This window comes from Variovorax ginsengisoli (assembly GCF_030486595.1).
Taxonomy (GTDB): Bacteria; Pseudomonadota; Gammaproteobacteria; order Burkholderiales; family Burkholderiaceae_C; genus Variovorax; species Variovorax ginsengisoli_B.
The window spans coordinates 1-18930 of the sequence record NZ_JAUJZH010000031.1; the positions used below are offsets into that span (position 1 = coordinate 1).

13 protein-coding genes and 3 pseudogenes are annotated in these 18930 nt (G+C 62.0%); 2 read left to right on the forward strand and 14 right to left on the reverse strand.

Features of this window, described 5'->3' with window-relative positions; genetic code table 11:
* Positions 1 to 212: 212 nt before the first annotated feature.
* Positions 213 to 977: pseudogene (istB, locus tag QZH52_RS30990) on the forward strand (IS21-like element helper ATPase IstB).
* 67 nt (positions 978 to 1044) lie between these two features.
* Here the strand turns inward: istB and QZH52_RS30995 are convergent.
* The 14 genes and pseudogenes from QZH52_RS30995 to gmd form a co-directional block, all read right to left on the reverse strand.
* Positions 1045 to 1797 (reverse strand): annotated as a pseudogene (locus QZH52_RS30995) (helix-turn-helix domain-containing protein); the annotation flags it as partial.
* 338 nt (positions 1798 to 2135) lie between these two features.
* Positions 2136 to 2618, reverse strand: a pseudogene (locus QZH52_RS31000) (transposase); the annotation flags it as partial.
* A gap of 239 nt (positions 2619 to 2857) precedes the next feature.
* Positions 2858 to 5014: a hypothetical protein gene (locus QZH52_RS31005; RefSeq protein WP_301814883.1), complete on the reverse strand. Its 2157-nt coding sequence runs from the start codon at positions 5012 to 5014 to the stop codon at positions 2858 to 2860.
* A gap of 27 nt (positions 5015 to 5041) precedes the next feature.
* A complete protein-coding gene (locus tag QZH52_RS31010) occupies positions 5042 to 5398 on the reverse strand; it encodes a GtrA family protein (RefSeq protein ID WP_301814885.1) in 357 nt (118 codons plus the stop codon).
* A gap of 25 nt (positions 5399 to 5423) precedes the next feature.
* On the reverse strand, positions 5424 to 6371 hold the full coding sequence (locus tag QZH52_RS31015) for a WxcM-like domain-containing protein (RefSeq protein ID WP_301814887.1): 948 nt from the start codon (positions 6369 to 6371) through the stop codon (positions 5424 to 5426).
* A 1-nt stretch (position 6372) separates the two neighbouring features.
* Positions 6373 to 7308, reverse strand: a complete 936-nt coding sequence (locus tag QZH52_RS31020; protein ID WP_301814890.1) for a glycosyltransferase family 2 protein — start codon at positions 7306 to 7308, stop codon at positions 6373 to 6375.
* Between the two features lie 7 nt (positions 7309 to 7315).
* Positions 7316 to 8407: a DegT/DnrJ/EryC1/StrS family aminotransferase gene (locus QZH52_RS31025; protein ID WP_301814891.1), complete on the reverse strand. Its 1092-nt coding sequence runs from the start codon at positions 8405 to 8407 to the stop codon at positions 7316 to 7318.
* Positions 8404 to 9780: a glycosyltransferase family 4 protein gene (locus QZH52_RS31030; protein WP_301814892.1), complete on the reverse strand. Its 1377-nt coding sequence runs from the start codon at positions 9778 to 9780 to the stop codon at positions 8404 to 8406. Before QZH52_RS31030 ends, QZH52_RS31025 begins: the two co-directional genes overlap by 4 nt.
* Positions 9777 to 10814 (reverse strand): glycosyltransferase family 4 protein, encoded by a 1038-nt coding sequence (locus QZH52_RS31035; RefSeq protein WP_301814894.1) that lies wholly within the window; start codon positions 10812 to 10814, stop codon positions 9777 to 9779. The genes QZH52_RS31030 and QZH52_RS31035 overlap by 4 nt, the downstream gene beginning before the upstream one ends.
* Positions 10811 to 11845, reverse strand: coding sequence for a glycosyltransferase family 4 protein (locus tag QZH52_RS31040; protein ID WP_301814896.1), 1035 nt, complete (start codon positions 11843 to 11845; stop codon positions 10811 to 10813). The genes QZH52_RS31035 and QZH52_RS31040 overlap by 4 nt, the downstream gene beginning before the upstream one ends.
* The gene (locus tag QZH52_RS31045; RefSeq protein ID WP_301814898.1) at positions 11842 to 12945 is read right to left on the reverse strand and encodes a DegT/DnrJ/EryC1/StrS family aminotransferase; all 1104 of its coding nucleotides are present in this window, start codon (positions 12943 to 12945) and stop codon (positions 11842 to 11844) included. Before QZH52_RS31045 ends, QZH52_RS31040 begins: the two co-directional genes overlap by 4 nt.
* Before the next feature lie 5 nt (positions 12946 to 12950).
* Positions 12951 to 13583 (reverse strand): acetyltransferase, encoded by a 633-nt coding sequence (locus QZH52_RS31050; protein WP_301814900.1) that lies wholly within the window; start codon positions 13581 to 13583, stop codon positions 12951 to 12953.
* Positions 13580 to 14896: an FkbM family methyltransferase gene (locus QZH52_RS31055; protein WP_301814901.1), complete on the reverse strand. Its 1317-nt coding sequence runs from the start codon at positions 14894 to 14896 to the stop codon at positions 13580 to 13582. Before QZH52_RS31055 ends, QZH52_RS31050 begins: the two co-directional genes overlap by 4 nt.
* Before the next feature lie 131 nt (positions 14897 to 15027).
* Positions 15028 to 16065: a GDP-mannose 4,6-dehydratase gene (gene gmd / locus QZH52_RS31060; protein ID WP_301814903.1), complete on the reverse strand. Its 1038-nt coding sequence runs from the start codon at positions 16063 to 16065 to the stop codon at positions 15028 to 15030.
* A gap of 463 nt (positions 16066 to 16528) precedes the next feature.
* Between gmd and QZH52_RS31065 the strand changes: the two genes are divergently transcribed.
* On the forward strand, positions 16529 to 18928 hold the full coding sequence (locus tag QZH52_RS31065) for a glycosyltransferase (RefSeq protein ID WP_301814905.1): 2400 nt from the start codon (positions 16529 to 16531) through the stop codon (positions 18926 to 18928).
* The last annotated feature ends 2 nt before the right edge of the window (positions 18929 to 18930 follow it).

Here is an 18930-nt window from a genome sequence, read left to right on the forward strand (position 1 = left end):
CATGCGAGATCACCGAGCTTCGTACTTCCACTTCCATCGTTTGCTCCTTGGAGTTGATGGGTGAGGAAAATTCGACGACCACAGATGGGGATTATTGGAAGACCACTGACAGCTCATCCGGCCGGCCGACGAGTACGCCGACCTGTTCGCCCGCAGCGCAGCGCATCCCCTGTCTTCTCTCGTATCCCCTGCAACCCAACCGACTTCCCACCATGACCATGAATGAGATCGAACGCGCCCTGCGCGAGCTGCGTCTGTCCGGCATCGCCGACACCCTGAGCACGCGCCTGATGCAGGCACAGTCCGCTCAGCAGCCCTTCCTGGAGACCTTCGCTGCCATGCTTCAAGACGAGCTCGACCGGCGCCGATCCCGCCTGACCGAACGGCGCTTCAAGCACTCCAAGCTCGACGAACGTCCGACACTGGCCGACTTCGACTGGCGATTCAACCCGAAGCTGCCACGGGCAGCCTGCTTCGAGTTGCACACCCTCAAGTTCATCGCCGACGGCGCCAATGCGCTGATCATCGGCAAACCCGGCACCGGCAAGAGCCACGTCGCCAAGGCCGTGGCCTACTAGGCCACCCTTCAGGGCCATGACGTGCGATACGTCGAAGCCGACGACGAGTTCGCGCGTTACGGCCTGTCCAGCCAGATCGAACGCGCCAGGATCCTGCGCAGCTATACCGAGCCGGCGTTGCTCGTACTGGACGACCTCTTCCTTGCGCGCCGCATCAGCGAAGCCGCTGCCGAGTTGCTCCAGACGGTCGTGCACCAGCGCTACAAGCTGCGCCGCAGTCTCGTCATCACCTCCAACCGCGTCGTGCAGGACTGGGGCAAATACCTCGGCGACGCGACCATGGGGACCACCATCCTCGACCGTCTCATGCATCGCGCCGTCATGCTCGAGTTCGAAGGCAAGAGTTACCGCCTAAAGGAGGCCGCTGCGCGCCTGGCGCTGACCCCCGCCACGGCATAATTCCGACCGTCCTGCCTGGAGCAGTTTGACCCGGCCACAGGTGGAGCAGTTTGACCTGGCCATCGGGGGCAAGACCAAGCTCAGTCAAGAGATCTGACAGCGCATGGGTCTGTTTGAGGGCGTCAACCAGCATCGTCTTCTCCCGGTTCGTCAGGAGCTGCAGCTGACGCCCAGGGTCGTTTTTTATGATTTCGCTCGCCTTCTTCGACAGGTCGTGCTCGAGCTGCAGCCGCCGAATGTCGCGACGGAGCGAGTCAACCTGCCGCTCCAGCTCCGCTCGCTCGGGCTGCGGCTCTGGTGGAAAATCTTTGCGGTGTTTCATGGATGCTGGAATCTCCGGGCCGGCGAGCTGGTTCTTCCAGTTGTGCAACGTCGGCCTGCTCACGCCAAGCTTGTGAGCAACCGCCCGCGCACTTCCTTGGCGGGCGCACAGTTCAAGGACCGCGGCCCTCTTCAATTCCGGCGGCCGAGGCATACTGCCGGCTCTGCCAACAACACGCCGTCTGGATTCAGGATGAAGCTCATCAATCCAGGCTGTCAGGGTCCCTCGAGCCGGATAGCCCAGCGCTTTCATGGTTGCAGCAATGCAGCGACCGTGAGCGAGATAGTGATCGATCGCCAGCTGCTTCTGCTCGTGCGAATACTTCGGCATCGAGCGCACGTAGCCAACAGGCAGATCGCGACTTCGCACGTACTCCAGGTACCAATTCTTCAGAGAGTTCTTTGTCGGGTAGCCCAACTGGCCGATGGTCAGCCCGACGCGCTTGCCCAGCTTGATAAAGAGTTTGACCGCTCGGATTCGGTCTTCGTATGAATACATGAACTACCTCCAGGGTAGTCCAAGAATTCGGTCGCACCCCCAGGGGGTCAGTTTGTCGTGTCGCCTGACATCGAGCCAATGCTCGGACGAACTTCTATCCGTGCGGGGTGGGAATACCCCGGACACCTCATGCTGAATGCGCGCGAGGCGCACTGGCAAACCCCCGATTCCCGACGCGCCCCATCTCCAAGGACGGTCACTTTCGTGCAGTGACCCGTGAACGTCTCGGGCGCGTCGACCTTTGATCATGATGAGTGCATTCCTGCGGCCACCGTGGGCTGGCGCATGGCGTTGGAATCAACTCATGGCTGGCTTGAGCACAGCCCCAGTCGGTATCTCAGCCGGCCCAACTCGCGGTGTGTGCGGCGAGCATCTTCGTCTTCGGGCGTAGGCTCATGCACCACCGACCACACACGCTCGCCGCGATGGTGGCGCAGCAGCATCGCCAATAGCTTGTCGCCATCGAGTCGGTCGGTCTTGGCCCGCCTGGCATGCCGGTTCACCTCGATGCTCGAGGAGTCGACGACGACGTTGTCAACCTCCTGCTCGATCAGCCAACGGTGCAGCCACCAGCCGTCACGCCCGGCTTCGTAGCAGGAGTGCACCCTGGCCTGCGGCGCGAGCTTGCATCGCTCCCGGGCTTTGCCAATTCGGTGCGCAACGGCGGCCGTATCCCCGGCCTCCACGTTGTATCGACTGGCGCCGCGTTGGCCATCGCTGACGGTCAACTTCCACGATTTGTCGCCGAGCTCAAAGCTCATATACAGGTCGACCACGGTCGCCGTATCTTTGCCTTGTGGGGCTGTCTGGGATGTCGACATTTCCATCTCCTTTGCCAGAAGTTAAGGAAATCCCGTTTTAGCTAGACGGGCCTCGCTCGGGGAGTCCCACATAGCATCTCCAAAAGCGCAGCGCTTGCGAAGGCTGGCGAAATCCTGAATCCCAGTGATGACCGGAGTCTGCGGCAGAAATCTCGCTTGTACGTGCCGCCTCAAGTTCGGTGGCTGCGAGTCTGGGTTAGCTGGCGCATGGTGCCGTGACGATGAATGTCGGCGTCCTGCTATCGGAGAGGACCGATAGCGAAGTCGCTCAATTGAGCCGAAAGGTCGTAATAGCCGGGGTCGGTCGCCGAATTGATTTCGAGCGTGTTAGTGCCTTTGCGTAATACGAGCGGCGGAACACTTGCGAAGAACTCTAGCTCCGACATCCAGTGAATCGGCACATCCGTCCCGTTCAGCCGCAGTTGGATGCTGTCCTTGATCGCGGGGCTGACGATCGCGGTGAACGTCCCGCTCAGCGCATAGGGCGCGGCCTTCGGGCTCAACTCGAAGAGCAGACTCGATTTCTTCTGCGTCTTCCAGGCAGAAGCATCATGGTGCAACCGGCCGATCTTCCATTCTGCCTCGCGCCATCCGTTGCCGCGTGTCGGCACTTCCAGGCTCCACCATCGGCCGAAGTCCCAGCGGTAGCTGTCTGCGTTCTCGGGGGACGCGAAAAGGCCAAGATGCAGTCCCCCAACTTCGGGACGCAGGATGCCACGGTAGCGCCGCGCGGACGGTGTATCTGCCGTCGCAAGCTGGGCGCGATAGGCATCCAGCGCAGGGTCAGGCACGACGCTACCGTCCGCCTGGATGCGCAGCGTGATCAGGTCCGACTTGGCGATCGCCTTGGCGGATTGCGGCGACGCCGTGACGCCGGGCACGGCCGCTGCATTCTGGAAGACCCATCGGTCGGCTTCCTCAATGCAGCGTCCCGCGCGACCGAGCGCATCGAGCCGCTGTCGCTCACCGCTCGGCATCAGGCAAATCTCGGGCGGATTGACGGGTCTGTCATAGAGGTAGGTGAGCGCAAGGTGAAGGTTGTCGCGCAGGAACCAGGTATGAGACAGGCGATTCGAGCCATCTAGAATCAGCAGGCTCTTGGCCCCCGCCTCGCCGTCGAAATTTTCGACGATCACTCGCAGGATCTTTCGCTGCGCTTCGGAAATCTGGACGTAGTGCTGAAACTGGTAGAGCTGGGCGGCCGCTCCCAGCGTCATGAAGCCCAGAATCGCGGCGCCTGCCAGCGGCCTCCACGCGCGACTTAACGCGATAAGCAACACAAGCACCACGAGCGCGGCGCCTGGTGCAGCAAACAGGTAGGTGCGCTGGCTGATGAGCACGTGCGCTCCGGAGAACAGATAGGGCCCGTAGCCGAGCACGAAGAGAACTAGGCCAGCGAGCACCATACGGCCGAGGTGGGCCCAGCTCAGGTCGTGTGCCGGCCGCACGGCCTCTGTGGATTGCGGTTCGCACCGTGGCCACGCAAGGACCAGAAGGGAGCTGATCAGTCCGAAGGCGAAAAGATAGGCTCGCCCTGCGAATTCCGTCTTCGCTATGCCCCAGGCGTCGAACCACCCGCCGACGAACGCGCGAAGCATTCCGATCTGAAAGAGCTTTGGCAGCGCCGCGCGCAGGATGTCTACAGGTGAATGGCCGTCCGTGAGCGACTGCTGGTACGACTGGCCGCCCTTGGACGAGGCCCAGACCACGTAGCCGGCATACAACAGGGCCGCCACTATCCAGCCCAGCGTGGGTAGCGATTGGACGCGCAGCTTTTGCCAGGCGAGCCCGAATCCGTCGCGACACCACAGAACCAGCAGCGGAAAAAGGACCAGAGTGAACGCGACCTCGTACATCAACTGGGCGGCGACCAGGCTTGCCGCGCCCAGTGCGACAACGAGCCAGCGTCCCACGCCGGGGCGCCGATCCTGGGCATGCACGAGCAGCGCTGCACCAAGCAGAACCATCGCCAGTGCCGCGTTGATGTGCAGGCCCCGAAAAGATAGCTGCATCGTGTCCGCGGGGTACAACAGCACCAGCAGTCCGAAGCACACGCCCCACCGCGGTGAGCGCGTGATGCGGGTGCCAAGGTAGGACGAGGCGGCGCCTTTCAGCACCAGCATCGCCATCATGATCCAGTGCCAGGCGTCGAACGAATCGCGATCGAGGAGGTAACCAAGGGCGTGAGGAAACACCGTGAGTGGCCGTAGCCGATGCACCTCGAAGAACGAATGCGGGGTCACGAAGAGCACCGGGCCCGAAATCGTGAACGTGCCCAGCACGTCCCATTCCTCGATCAGCCCGTGCAGGCTGAAACCGAAGGGGAGCCACAGCAGGAGGACCACTGCCGCCGACGGCAGCGCCCAGCCTAGCCAGGAAATTCTCTTCAGATTCATGAGTCGTGACTCCGGGCTCCCGGTTCGCTAGCGGAACAGCCAGCGACTGGCCGCAAAGGTCAATGGGATAGTGATCGCAATACTCGACAGTGGCGCGAGCATCGCCGGCAGGCGCAGCACTTCGACCCACACGAATACGATCAGCGCGCCGACCAGGTACTGCGCCAGGTACACGAGCGGCAGCATCGCCGCCTTCTTTTCGTTGCGCGGCGTACCGAAGACGAAGAAACGATTGAGCGCATAGGCTAGTCCGATGCCCGCGACAAAGGCGATGGCGTAGCTCTGCCAGTACGGCAAAAACTGGAGCAGCATCAGGTACAGCAGGTAGGTACCGCCGGTGTTGACACCCCCCGAGATCAGGAATCGTACGAAAGGCGACGCCATGCGATTCAGCGCTATTGGTGGAGTGTCAGGCTTTAGGCGCATCGCCGAGCTTGAGCCGTAGGAAATCGGCGTGGTCGCGTATGTAGTCGGCGCCGTCGTAGTAGTCGGACGCAAATACCAGTAACACAGCATCCGGCGAGTAACGGTACTGAATGCCCCAGGTCATCGGTGGCAGGTAGATGCCCGCCGACGGCTTGTCGAGTCTGAACTCCTCGCGCTTGACGCCGTCGTCGGCCACCACGCTGACCTGGCCCTTGACCGCGATCAGGAACTGGTGGCATTTGCGGTGCGCATGCTCGCCGCGAGTTTCGGCCGTGGGCACGTCGTAGACCAGGAAATAACGCAGCGGCTTGAACGGGATCTCGCGCTCGAATTCGCCGACAGAGAGGCTGCCGCGCATGTCCGGCACCGCGCGCAGCGCGTGCAGCGTCACGCCTTCGATCGAGGTCTTTGTCACGCCTGGCTCCCTGGCCCCCCGGGCGTCTGCTGCGGGTTCCGTGTAGGGCGCCGCATCCACGTAGCCAGTGATGCGTGCTGGGTTGCCCACCACGATCGCGTTGGGCGGCACCGACCGTGTCACGACCGCGCCCGCGCCGACCATCGCATTGCGGCCAATCGTGATGCCAGGAAGGATCGTGGAGTTCGCTCCCAGCGACGCGCCCGACTGCACGACGGTGCGGCCGAAGGACTCGGGGTACTGCTTGCTCCTCGGAAAGATGTCGTTCGTAAATGTGACGTTCGGACCGACGAAGACATCATCCTCGAGGTGCACACCGTCCCAGACCTGCACGCCACATTTGACGGTGACGCGGTCGCCGATGATGACGTCGTTCTCGATGAAGACGTGATCGCAGATGTTGCAGTCGATACCGATGCGGGCCCGGGGCAGGACATGTGCAAAGGCCCAAACACGCGTGCCTGAACCGATCGTGGCGCTTTCGCAAAGCGCATTGGGGTGGGTGAAGAAGTCCATGCTAGACGTTCCTGTTGAATTCATCGACGCGAAGCGTCACGGTGTGAGGGCGGCCCTTGGTGTTTTCGTAGATCCGCCATGCGTAGGAACCGACGATGCCGAGCCCGAACAAGTTCACTGCGCCGAGGAAGACGATGGTCAGGATGGTCATGGCGTAGCCCGGCACCGAGATCAGGCCCATCAGCTTTCCGATCGTCACCACGATGCCGAGCAGTCCGGCCAGCATGGCCGTGGTGCCGCCAACGCGCACAAGCAGGCGGATTGGCAGGTCCGTGAACGAGAAGACGCTGTCCATCAGATAGTTGAGCTTCTTCTTGAAGGTCCAGGCGGACTTGCCGTGTTGCCTCAAGCGGCGCGAGTAGCAGATCAGCTTGCGCCTGAAACCCAGCCAGAAGATTTGTGCGACCAGTGAACTGTGACGTTCGTCCAGACGTAGCAAGCTGTCCCGGAACGCGCGGTTGCATCCGAAGACGTCCACGCCGCCGGGAGGCATTTCAGGTATCACGTACTTGCGGTAGAGCCACCAGAAGATTTGCGCTGGGAGTCGGCTTGATAACGGATCTTCCCGTCCCTCGCGCGTGGCCACGACCACGTCGACAGGCTCATTGCGCAGCGCTTGATCCATTTGCAGCACCAGTTCAGGCGGCTCCTGCAGATCGGCCGCCATGACCGCGTAGCGATCGCTCTCGACAAGCGCGAGTCCGGCGCGGATGGCAGGGAACGAACCGAAGTTGCGGGTGAGCAATGCCAGCTTCGACGGGAAGGGGCGCCCCGGCAGTGCGTCGCGCAGCAGTTCGAAGCAGCGGTCGGGGCTGCCGTCGATGACGAACACAGCCTCCATCTGCCCTTGGAGGTCCCGGTGCAGGCCCGCGACCGCGTCGAGAAGGTCCGGGATCGATGCTTCGTTGCGATAGACCGGGATGACGAGCGTGAGCATGTCGGGCTCAGCGATTGAAGAACGAGCCAACGGCAGCGACAACCGCGGCCACATCTGCATCGGCCAGGCCGGGGAAGCAGGGTAGGGTGACGACTTCGCGGCTCGCGGCTTCGCTCGCATCGAGCGAGCCGGCCGCAGAGACGGCGGGATAAGCGGCCTGCAGGTGATCAGGCACCGGGTAGTGAACATCGGTGCTCACCCCCTGTGCGCTCAGGTGCGCCCTGAAGGCCTCGCGCTCCTTGCAGCGCACCACGTACAGGTGACCGACGTAATCGTCGCCAATCGAGGGCGGAAGCCCGATCGGCAGGCCCTGGAAGGCCGCGTTGTAGCGAGCGGCGATGGCGCGGCGCTGGCGGTTGCCCGCATCGAGGTGTGGCAGTTTGGCGCGCAGCACGGCCGCCTGCAGTTCGTCGAGGCGGCTGTTGCGGCCTCCCGGCGTGCCAACGTGGTACTTGGCGGACCATCCATACTGGCGCAGTGTCCTCACACGGTCCGCCAGCGCTGCGTCGTCGCAAGTGACCGCGCCGCCGTCGCCGATGGCGCCGAGATTCTTGGTTGGATAGAAGCTGAAGCAGGCGATGTCGCCGAAACTGCCCACACGGCGGCCGTCGCGCATTGCGCCGTGCGCTTGCGCGCAATCTTCGATCAGCTTCGCGCCCGCGTCGTGCGTCAAGCGCTTCAGGACGTCGATGTCCGCCATCTGGCCATAGAGGTGAGTGACGATCACCGCCTTGGGCTTGCGCTCGAGCGCGTACGCCAGCGAGTCCGCAGCCATGTTCTGCGTCTCTGGCTGTATGTCGACGTAGACCGGCGTGGCGCCGACTGCATGGATGGCGGTGCTGCCATAGAAGCCTGCGTTCGCAACGCAAGCGACGCGATCACCAGTGGTAACGCCGAGCGCGCGCAAAGCCAGTTCAAGCGCGTCAGTGCCGTTGGCAAGCGAGACGCATTCGGTCGTACCGGTGTACTGGGCGAACTCGCGCTCGAACGCCTTGACCTCTTCGCCAAGTACATACCAGTGGCTTCGTAGCACGCGTTGCGCCGCGCCTTCGAGATCGATGCCTGCATTCACTGCGCTGGCGGAAAAAAGAGGAATCATGATGGTTGGGTCCGGTTGTCGGCGTCGTGGTGCGTCGGCGCCGCAGTCGCGCTGGGTGGTGTCTCGGATTCGGATGAGTGCGTGTTGCCAAAGATCGTCAGGGGACGGGAGATCTGATCGGAGGTCATGATCTCCTCGGAGGCGCCCCAGCCGCGAAGGTGGTCGATCAGGGTTTGTGCCATGGCAAGCACTGGCTGGGCCGCAGTTGCCAGCCGCGCCAGATCGGACAACTGGGCCACATAAAGTTCGGCATCGAAGGTCCGCTCTGCCCAGGCTTGGCCGCGGTGCGCCATCGCAAGCCGCTGGTCACTGTCCGTGATCAGTTCTTCCAGTGCGAGACTGAGCTCCGCGACCTCGTCGTACGGCGAGATCTTGTACACGCAATCGTCTGGAATTTCTCGGTAGAAGGCGGCGTCGGTCACGACCACGGCCTTTCCATAAAGGAGACCCTCTATGGTGGTGGCCGATGCGGATTCGAAACTCGGCCAACGCAGGCAGCAGACGATATCGGCGTCGAGCATTGCCTCCTGCAAGACGTCATCGGTGGTCTCGCCGGAAATGACCAGATCGACGCCCTTCGCTTTTGCCAGCGCGGCCAGATCAGCGGCCATACCGGCCTCGATTCGCCCGCAGAGTCGGTACGTGACGGCGCGGGCGAGCATCTCGCTGGAGCCGATAGCTCGGATGACGCTGTCGATGCGTTTGTTCGGATTGGCATGGCCTACCGTCAGGATCGTCATTCGAGCATGGCCGTCCTGGGCGCGCGCAGAGCATCGCGCGGCGCCCGGCGCGTCATAGGGTAGCGCCAGCACCTTAAGTGGCCCGGCGCACGACGCTGCAACGCGTGGCATGCCCCAGTGGCTGTGCGAGATGACAGCCGAAGCTTGGGAGCAGATCCACTCGGTCATCGGGTAACGGCGGCTCGCAAGGTCCATGAACTCGCTGTCAGACCTGGCGTTGAAAAAAGCGACAGCAGCTTCGTCGCCGTACCAGTTCCGAAGCACCGCCTCGGCCTCGTGACGGCGACCGTGCGCCCATTCGGCAAAAAGATGGGCAATCAGGAAGTCGTGCAGGCATACGATGCCCGGCAGCTTTCGAAGCCAATGCAGAGCGCCGCAGTGATATGTGTAGTTGTTCCCTATTTGGTAGAAGAGTGCGTCCGCGTCCCGAACTGCTAGTTCAACGCCTCCGGCGTCGGTCCACGACAACACTTCGGTTTCGCAGTCATGGGCCGGAACCCCAAGCGCGGGCTCTTGTTCGGTGCGCACGACAACAGCCGAGTGACCAAGTTTGAACAGGGCTCGCACGATGAGTGTCGTGACGCGACCGATGGCGGAAGTCGTGGCGAGAGGACTGAAGATAACGATGTTCATGACAGGAGCGCCTGAACGGTCGTGGGCCAGTTGATGTTGTGGCTTAGCCAGCGAGCCTTCGCGGCCAATCCGAATTCTCGCGTCCGTTTCTGATCTGCATAGACGGCACTCATCGCTTCCGCCAGGGCGTCCGCATGGGGCTCGGCGACCCATCCCGTTGTTCTGTTCTTTGCAAGCCCGAGAACACCTCCGCTGTCGGTCGTACTGATCAAGGCCTTCTTCGCGGTCGCTGCCTCCATGGCAACATAGCTGAAGGACTCCTCGTCGAAAGGCAGCGAGGCCACCGCCGCGGCGCCGTTGAGGTAGTCCGCGTACTCCGTCCGGGTCATGAAACGCAGATCGAGCCGCACGCGATCCTGCACGCCGAGTCGCTCGGCGATTTCTTGGAGCCTCGCGGCATCGTCCGCCGAATCCGGCGGGCCAGCGATGACCAGCCGCACTTCCTTTGACGTGTTTGCCATCGCTTCCAGCAACAAGTGCTGGCGTTTCGCCGCGTTCACGCGGCCGCCCGCGAAGATGTAACCCTTTGATGGGCCGCCCGTAAATATTTCGGGATCGTTGATTGGCGCGCGCAGCACTTCTGACGAAAAGCCGTTGTAGTGCTTAAGTCGCTTCTGCGTCACATCCGAGATCGCGAAGATGCGCCGCGCGCCGCGGAAGCATTCGTTGTCCGCGTTTCTGATCAGAATTCGGAGGTCGATTCCCATCTGGCCTTCGGGCAGATTGGTATGGCCGGCGTCGTACAGGTCGTAGGCCTGGCGGTATTGATGCACGAGCCACAGGCTCTTGCGCGGATGCGGAATGAGGTAGGCAGGAAACTTGAGCGCTATGACGTGGTCGACGTTCTGCAATTCGAAGCTGCGCGCCATCAGCATCTGCGAGGGTATGCGCGTTGCCGGCTCCCATTGGAACGGGATGCGAAGCACCTCCGCTTCGTGGCCTGCAATTTCAAGGTTGGTCTTGAGATGAGCCGCCATGGACTCGGCTCCGCCCGACACGAAGGGCGCCATGTTGTTAACGACGAGAACCTTCACGCCAGCAGCCTTTCGAGCACGTGCGACCAGCTGATGTTCAGCTCGCCGACCCGAGTGTTGGCGTTGGCACCCATTCGCCGCGAATCGGCCCTGTTCTCGTAGAGCCGGTCCATGGCCTCGCCCAGGGCTTCAGGTTGGGGCGGGGTGATCAAGCCGTTGACCTCGTGGACGACGAATTCGAGTGGACCGCCCGAGTCGGTGGTCGTGAGAATAGACTTGCTCGCGTGCGCCGCCTCGATGGTCGGATAGCCGTAGGAGTCTTCGTCGACGGGAATGTAGGCGGCCGCAAGGCAATCGGCCAGGAAGTCAGCCTTTTCTTCCTCGCTGATCCAGCGATGATCCATCGTGACGCGCCCCGTGACGCCATGGTCTTGGGCCAGTTGACGCAACAAGTCGAAGTAAGCAGCGCCGCCACTCAACCCACAGAGTCGAAGCCGTACAGGCGTCCGGCAGTATTTGAGGGCCTCGATCAGCAGATGCTGCCGCTTGTGGTCTTCGAGACGGCAGATGCAGACGATCTCGTCGTTCATTGAACGATGATGAAAGCGCTCTGGATTGAGCACTGGCGGAAACAGGGGCTCGCTCTTCAACCCGTTGTAGCGCTCGAGCCGGTCCGACACCACCTGCGAGTTCGAGAAAACATGCCGGGCCTCGCGCAATGCGGCGGTGTCCGCCGCGCGCAGCGCATCGCGAATTCCGCGGTGCTTCGCATCATCCGGGAAGTTGCGGTAACTGCTGTCCCACAGATCGTAGAAGACACGCAGGTGATGAATGAACCAGACGATCTTGTGCGGGTGCTGGATCAGGTGGGACTGCGGCCTAAAGCAGATGACCCGCTCTGCTGCGCTAAGGTCAATATAGCGAAAGGCGGCCATCTGTTGAAAGAGCAACCCGGGTGTGTCCACCTCGGGAAGATAGACGCGCTCCACCTCGTGTCCCGCGTCGCGGAGCATCGATTCGAGCCATTCAACGATGTTCCGGTATCCGCCGTTGATGAATGGAACGAATGAAGAGCAAAGCGCAATTCTCATTGAGCGAGGGCTTGCGAGAGACTTGCGGCAACACGATCAACGTCTTCCCGACCCATGAACTGATGCGTCGGCAGGTTGATTCCACGCTGGGCCCATTGATCCGCCACCGGATAGACGGCGTCTTCCTTGTATGGAGGCAGCACGTGCATCGGGTAGAACACCGGCCTGGTTTCGATGCCGAGCTCGTCGAGGGCGCGCATGACGGCGTCACGCTTCTGTTCATCGCCATCGCGCAGAAAGACGGTGTACATCCAGTAGACGTGGCGCATGCCGGGTTGCGCTTCAGGCAGAACCAGCAGGTCCTTCAGTGGGCTCAGGGCTTCGTTGTACAGCTTCGCCAATGCCTGTCGGTCCTGCAGCGCGGCGTCGATCGTCTCCATCTGAGCCAGGCCGATCGCAGCCTGGATGTTCGTCATGCGGTAGTTGTAGCCGATTACCGGGAACCAGTAGCGCCGCTGGGGATCGACACCTTGGCCTCGATAGAGGCGCAGTTTGGCGGCCAGCTCGTCGTCGTTGGTCGTTACCATGCCGCCTTCGCCGGTGGTGACGATCTTGTTGCCGAAGAAGCTGAAGGTTGCGCAATCCGTCAGGCTTCCGACCCGCCGACCGTTCACTTCGGCCCCATGCGCCTCCGCGGCATCCTCGAGGACCCAGAGCCCGTGCTTTCGTGCGATCGCCGAAAGCGGCACCATGTCCGCCGGATGACCATAGAGATGGACCGGGATGATGCCGCGGGTGCGCGGCGTGATCTTTTGCTCGACCTGCTTTGGATCGATGTTCATGGTGTCGGCACACACGTCCACCAGCACGGGCGTCGCGCCGCAATAGCGCACCGCATTCGCAGTCGCGATGTAGGTCACTGTAGGGATGATCACTTCATCGCCGGGGCCTAGGCCAAGGGCCACAAGGGCGAGATGGAGCGCGGTCGTTCCGTTGTTGGCCGCCACGGCGTGCTTCACGCCGCAAAAGGAGGCGAAGGCAGCCTCGAATGCGCCAATGTATTTGCCGTTGGACGAGATCCAGTTGGTGTCCAGGCAATCGAGGACGTACTTGCGTTCGTTGCCCGCGAGTTTGGGTTCGGCGACGGAGATGCGTTTCATGTTGTCTATGTTCTTTCTTTGAGGTTCTTGGCCGGCACGCCGACGATTCTGGCGTTTGGCGCCACGTTTGAGATGATGACCGAACCCGCCCCAGCGACGGCGTCAGCTCCGATGAAGACACCGGGAAGGACCTTGCACCCGACGCCAAGGAACGCGCGCGTGGCGACATGGACGTTGCCCGCCAGGCCACAGTGGGGCGCGATGTGCACGGCTTCGCCGATGGTGCCGTCGTGGTCGACGCTCGCCAAGGTATTGATGATGGACAAGTCACCAATCGTGGCGTCGGCGTTGATGACTGCGCCGGCCATGATCGCAATGCCGGTGCCGAGGCGGGCACTGTGCGACACGACTGCGTTCGGGCTGATGGCATTGACGAGGTTGAAGCCCAATGCCCGGACGGTTGCAGCCAAGCGTTGGCGCAGCGCGTTCGAGCCGATGGCGACGAATGCGAGTTCGTGCCCTCGCTCGCGCAGCGTGGCGAGGTGATGGTCCCCCTTGAGGACGGCGACGTCGAGGCAGAATTCTTTGGAGTCGGCGCCGCCGATGCAGCAGGCGACAGGCACGCCTGTGGCGCGCAAGAGTTCGATGCAGACCTTCGCGTGTCCGCCTGCCCCGACAATGACGACGCTCTGGCTCACGCGGTTCCCCGCGCCCGATGCCAGGCCATGGCGCCCGGACGGGCAAGAAAGAGATTGACTGAAACGTTGCTTTCGAGCTCTTCGACCGACGCGTCGCGAAGCGTGCCGTCGCTGGGATCGATGACGCTGAAGGCGAAGCCGAACTTTTCGAATTCCCCCAGCCATTGCGCGGTTCCATGCCCGGTCCTGCGCAGGTGAGAGATGCCGAACTCGACGATCAAGGCGAGCCCTGGGTTCCGCTCGATCGTCGCCTTCGCGCCTCGCAGGGCCTCAAGCTCGGCGCCCTCGACGTCAAACTTCATCAGGTCGACCTTGCCCGATTCGTCCAGGATGTCGTCGATTCGCAGCAGTGGCACTTCCAGGGGCGGCGGTACCGTCAATTTCAACTCGAGTGGGTACAGCGAGTGATGGCCGCTGGTCGAGCCGAGGTAGAGATGCTCTGCCCCGGCCCGATCGGACACCGCTGCCTGACGTGTCTCGACCAAATCCGAGAAGCCGTTCATCCAGATGGATTTGCGCAACAGGTCATGCGTCACGGGGTGCGGCTCGAACGCCACGATGCGTCCCGTTCCCTGCATGGCCCTGGCGGCCGCCAGGGTGTGCATGCCGATATTGGCGCCGGCATCGACGAAGGTGTCGCCCGGCCGGAGCAGCTTTTGTATCAGCATGCGCGTGCCCGGCTCAAGCTCGCCGTTTTCCAGCAGCGATGAAATCAGCGCGTAGTCCGAGGCTTGGCAGAGCACGTAGCCGACTGCGGTACGCAGCATCAATTCGTCGGGGCCGCAGGCGACGGCGAGCCGATATAGTGCCCTCTGCGCCTGGGCTTCGAGGCGATCGAGTCGCACTGCGACCCGCTCGGTCATGACAACATCCGGCGCAGCGATGGATGACGTGCGCCGTGCAGCGACTCGCATGGCTTGGATTTCTTGCACGAGCTGGGTAGTGTGGACCGTGAGGAGCCGTTCGATGGCTTCCAGCTGTAATTGCTTGTGTGCTTCGAGCTCCTCGGCGAGGCTCTGGCGAAGCTGCTGGGCTTCGACCTGCAAAGTGCCGTGCAAATGGGCGCGGAGCCGGAACGCCAGGGGGCGAAGGATCGGCTTGATGAGCTTGAAAAGAAGCCGCGCCAATGGGCGCAGTGTCCTCTTGACTGCCAGATCGAACCCGGTCGCGGCCGCAGGTGGCGAGGCGGCCGCATCGTTCTTCGGCGCGTGGCCGCCCGTTGCATCGAGATGTGTCGAAAGTATCTTCGCTTTCGAAGAGAGCGCAACGCGAATGTCCACGCCGGCTCTCTCAATTTTCTTCGTGGCGTGCATGGATACTGACTACAAGCGAAATACGGTCGGTGCGGGCGGCGACTCTTGTCGCAGGGGCTCCAACACAGGAAGCGGGAAATTATATGAAGCCGCGGGAAACGCGCGGCTTGCGGCTGACAGTCATGGACTTTCTAGAACGAGCGCCCTTCGGCGTTCCGTCGCAGATCCGCCTCGACCATCATCGTGCAAAGCTGCTCTAGCGTGGTCTTCGGCTCCCAGCCCAGTTTCTCCTTGGCCCGGGCGGGATTGCCAATCAGCAGGTCCACCTCGGCGGGTCGGTAGAACTTGGGATTGACGCGTACCAGCGTCTTGCCCGTCTTGATGTCGATGCCGACTTCTTCCTGTTCCTCGCCCTCGAAGCGCAACTCGTAGCCGGCGGCCTTGAAGGCCATGTCCACGAATTCTCTGACGGTTTCGGTCCGATTGGTGGCAAGCACGAAACTGTCAGCTTCCTTCGCCTGCAGCATCAGCCACATGCCTTCCACGTACTCCTTCGCGAAGCCCCAGTCCCGCTTGGCGCTCAGGTTGCCCAATTCGAGTACATCGAGCTTGTTGAGCTTGATCTTGGCGACGGCGTCGGTGATCTTGCGGGTTACGAACTCACGGCCGCGCAGGGGGCTTTCATGATTGAACAGGATACCGCTGCAACCGAAGATGTCGTAGCTTTCGCGGTAGTTGATCGTCATCCAGTGCGCGAACAGCTTGGCGACGCCGTAGGGGCTGCGCGGGTAGAAAGGGGTTTCCTCGACCTGGGGGATCGCCTGCACCTTGCCGAACATTTCGGAAGTGGAGGCCTGGTAGAAGCGAATCTTCGAATTGGTCATGCGAATCGCTTCAAGCAGGTGCAATGCGCCCATTCCGGTGATTTGCGCCGTGGCGTCGGGCTGGTTGAAGCTGACGCCGACGAAACTTTGGGCGGCGAGGTTGTAGACCTCGTCCGGGGCTGCTTCCTTCATTAGCGACATCGAGCTTCCGAGATCCGTCAGGTCGTACTCGATCAAGTGCAGATCTGGGTTGTCCTGGATGCCAAGTTCTTCGATGCGCCAGAAGTTGACGGAGCTGGTACGGCGATAGGTTCCGTAAACGATGTAGCCCTTGCTAAGCAGCAACTCGGCAAGATAAGCCCCGTCTTGGCCGGTGATGCCTGTGACCACTGCACGTTTTTTCATGAAAGCCCCTTTCTTGATTGACCGTCGTAGCGGCTCTACCGGCTTCAGTCGGCAAAGCGCAAAGTGCTCGATTTTGCCGTAAAGGATCAGTGGCTCTGAAAGTTGACACGTAAGCACCCCCGGAAAGACGCCAGCGCGGGCGCGCCGTGCCGTCGGCCATGAGGCGGTTCCCCCTAAAATCCCAAGCTTCGGAAATCCTGGATTGAGAGGCGGCGGGCGCCGCCGGCAAGCGGCCGGTGAAAGTTTTTGGGTCGCATCCGGCGACCGTGAAGATGCGGTCAAGATGAAATCCATTCCGAATGGGGCTTTTCGATAGCAAACGAAGCGAATGCGGCCGTGGGCCGGCCCTCAGGAAGGAGCCGTGGTTGTTCACAGGCACTCCGCAAGAGTGCGGACACGCCGGGGGCCAGCGCGACCTCAGCTTGTCGGGCATCCATCTGGGAAACTCAATCTGAATCGAACAATGAATCATCCGAAGCCGCGCCTTGCGCTGGACATGTACGTGCTGGCACAGGGCGTAAGAACGGGCATCTACCGCGTTTGTGACGAATTGTTTCCCATCCTGGCGCGTTCGGAGAAGCTGGATACCCGGCTCTTCTATCGTGATGGAGATGAAGCCAGGGCAGCCGGCTACATGGCACAGAAGCGGCTTCCTGCGCAGCGCCTGGCAGGCGATGGTGAACTGCCGTCGGCGTCCGCCGACATTCTGCTGTCGCCGTTCGGCGTCGCGCCGTCTCCCTGGCTACTCGATTCGGGAGTACTTCAGGCGCATCTGATCTACGACCTGATCGGCATCCAACGGCCGGAGTTCTTTTCGGTCGAGGCCGCCGCAGAGGTGCGAAACATCGTTGACAGCCTCGACGAGCACACGGTGGTGTTCGCCATCTCTGAGTCCACGAAGAAGGACCTGCTGGCGTGCAGGCCGGACCTGAGCCCGAGGCAGGTCACGGTCATCCCGCTGGCAGCGGGGCCGTCTTTCAAGCCTTGCGGCGATGCGAGCCTGAAGCAGGCAGTGCGGGCAAAGTACGGGATCCCGCCAGGCGTTCCGTACGTCCTCAGCCTCGCAACGCTGGAGATACGCAAGAACCTCGACCAGGTTGTCAATGCTTTTGTTCTCCACCTCGAACAAAACGAGTCGAGCCGATTACACCTCGTGCTGTCGGGGATGTCAGGCTGGAAGCTCGAGCAGCTACAGGAGGCCCTGGCGGCGGCAGACAAGTGGAGCCACCGCATCGTCCTCACCGGCTTTGTCGAGGACGCCCACTTGTCGGCGCTCTACAGCGATGCTCTGTGCTTCGTTTATCTGTCCCGCTATGAAGGTTTCGGATTGCCTCCGCTGGAGGCCATGGCCTGCGGCACGCCGGTGATCTGTTCCGACAATTCCTCGCTCCCGGAGGTCGTAGGCCGGGCGGGCGCGATGGTGGACGCGGACGACGTGGCGGGTGTAGCCGGCACAATTCGTCGGATGGAGGAGTCCGAGGACTATCGTGCCGAACTCTCCGAGGCCGGCCTGCAGCAGGCTCGCTTGTTCAGTTGGGAACGCTGTGCGGAGATCGTCATCGACACTTTGTGCGCAGCCTACCTGCGCCATGTCGAACGGCCGAACAATCGTCGGCGCCGCGCGTTGTTGCCTGGTGCGCAGGCCGCCAGATACATGCGCTCCGACGGTATCGTCGAAGCCAACTTCATCGACTACCAAAATGGGAGCCACGGCCCGCATTTCCCTCGGCTGGCCGATGTGCCCGCTGCGGCCCGACGCTCCGATTGGCCCCGTTGGACCGATGCTCTTCCCCTCGCATCGGGCTCGACTCGCGTCGAAGGAGGTTTGCGGGCGGGTGGCGTCTTCAAGACCGGGGCGCCGGACCGCCCTCTGGTGAGCTACGTCACCGTGGTTCGCAACAACACGAAAACCTTGGCGCGAACGATCGAAAGCGTGCAACGGCAGACGTACGCCAATGTGGAGCACATTGTCCTCGACGGTGGGTCGACCGATGGCACGCTCGACCTGATCCTTCAATACGGCGACCGGCTCGACTATTTTGTCTCGGAGCCGGACAAGGGTCTCTACGATGCCGTCAATAAGGCCATCCCGCTCGCGCGCGGACAACTCATCTGCATCCTGAATTCCGACGACTGGCTCGAGCCCGATGCCGCCGAGATCGCCGTTCATCGCATGGGCGACAGCAGCGGTTGCGCGATGTTGCTGACTGCGGCCAACGTGCGGGGGGGCAATGTGAGCCAGGAATGGTACCCGGCGTTCGTGCATCCAGGCTGCTATTTCATGTGCGCCAACGACTGCCACAACGGAATCTATGCCACCAGGGCGGCCTATGAACGCACCGGTCCGTATGACGTCTCGTACAAGATCGTCGCCGACTTCAAGTGGATCATGACCTGCATGGAGGTCGATGTGACCTTTGTGTACACGCGGGAGGTGACGGTCAACTATTCGCTCGGCGGAACGTCAGGAGACGTTCGACAGCATAGTGTCGAATGCATGAGAGTGGTCGCAGAGCGCTTCCCATTCCTGTCGCCGACCGACATCACCGGGCTCTATCACTGCTTTTTCTTGTTCGCCGGACTGACCGATCTGCCCAATCCTCCTTCCGATCGAACTGCATTCCTCAGGGATGTGTTCGCAAGGCATTCGGCCAACACCGAGTTCCTCTATGCGCTAGGCTGGGCGTCGATCGAAAGACTTCAACACCCCTGCGATATCCAGCCCGCTGCCTTGCCCGTCGCCGAGGAGCGCAAGCAAACGGTCAAGGGTGCGGTCAAGGAAGCCGTCAAGGCGTCCCTGCGGCGCCATCCCGGCGCGTACGCGATGGTCAAAGGGCTCTATTCAACGGTTCTGAGAAGGTAGCG

Coding starts and splice junctions, on each gene's coding strand:
- QZH52_RS31005 (WP_301814883.1), bottom strand. CDS start 5,014: ATGAATCTGAAGAGAATTTCCTGGCTAGGCTGGGCGCTGCCGTCGGCG.
- QZH52_RS31010 (WP_301814885.1), bottom strand. CDS start 5,398: ATGGCGTCGCCTTTCGTACGATTCCTGATCTCGGGGGGTGTCAACACC.
- QZH52_RS31015 (WP_301814887.1), bottom strand. CDS start 6,371: ATGGACTTCTTCACCCACCCCAATGCGCTTTGCGAAAGCGCCACGATC.
- QZH52_RS31020 (WP_301814890.1), bottom strand. CDS start 7,308: ATGCTCACGCTCGTCATCCCGGTCTATCGCAACGAAGCATCGATCCCG.
- QZH52_RS31025 (WP_301814891.1), bottom strand. CDS start 8,407: ATGATTCCTCTTTTTTCCGCCAGCGCAGTGAATGCAGGCATCGATCTC.
- QZH52_RS31030 (WP_301814892.1), bottom strand. CDS start 9,780: ATGAACATCGTTATCTTCAGTCCTCTCGCCACGACTTCCGCCATCGGT.
- QZH52_RS31040 (WP_301814896.1), bottom strand. CDS start 11,845: ATGAGAATTGCGCTTTGCTCTTCATTCGTTCCATTCATCAACGGCGGA.
- QZH52_RS31045 (WP_301814898.1), bottom strand. CDS start 12,945: ATGAAACGCATCTCCGTCGCCGAACCCAAACTCGCGGGCAACGAACGC.
- QZH52_RS31055 (WP_301814901.1), bottom strand. CDS start 14,896: ATGCACGCCACGAAGAAAATTGAGAGAGCCGGCGTGGACATTCGCGTT.
- gmd (WP_301814903.1), bottom strand. CDS start 16,065: ATGAAAAAACGTGCAGTGGTCACAGGCATCACCGGCCAAGACGGGGCT.
- QZH52_RS31065 (WP_301814905.1), top strand. CDS start 16,529: ATGAATCATCCGAAGCCGCGCCTTGCGCTGGACATGTACGTGCTGGCA.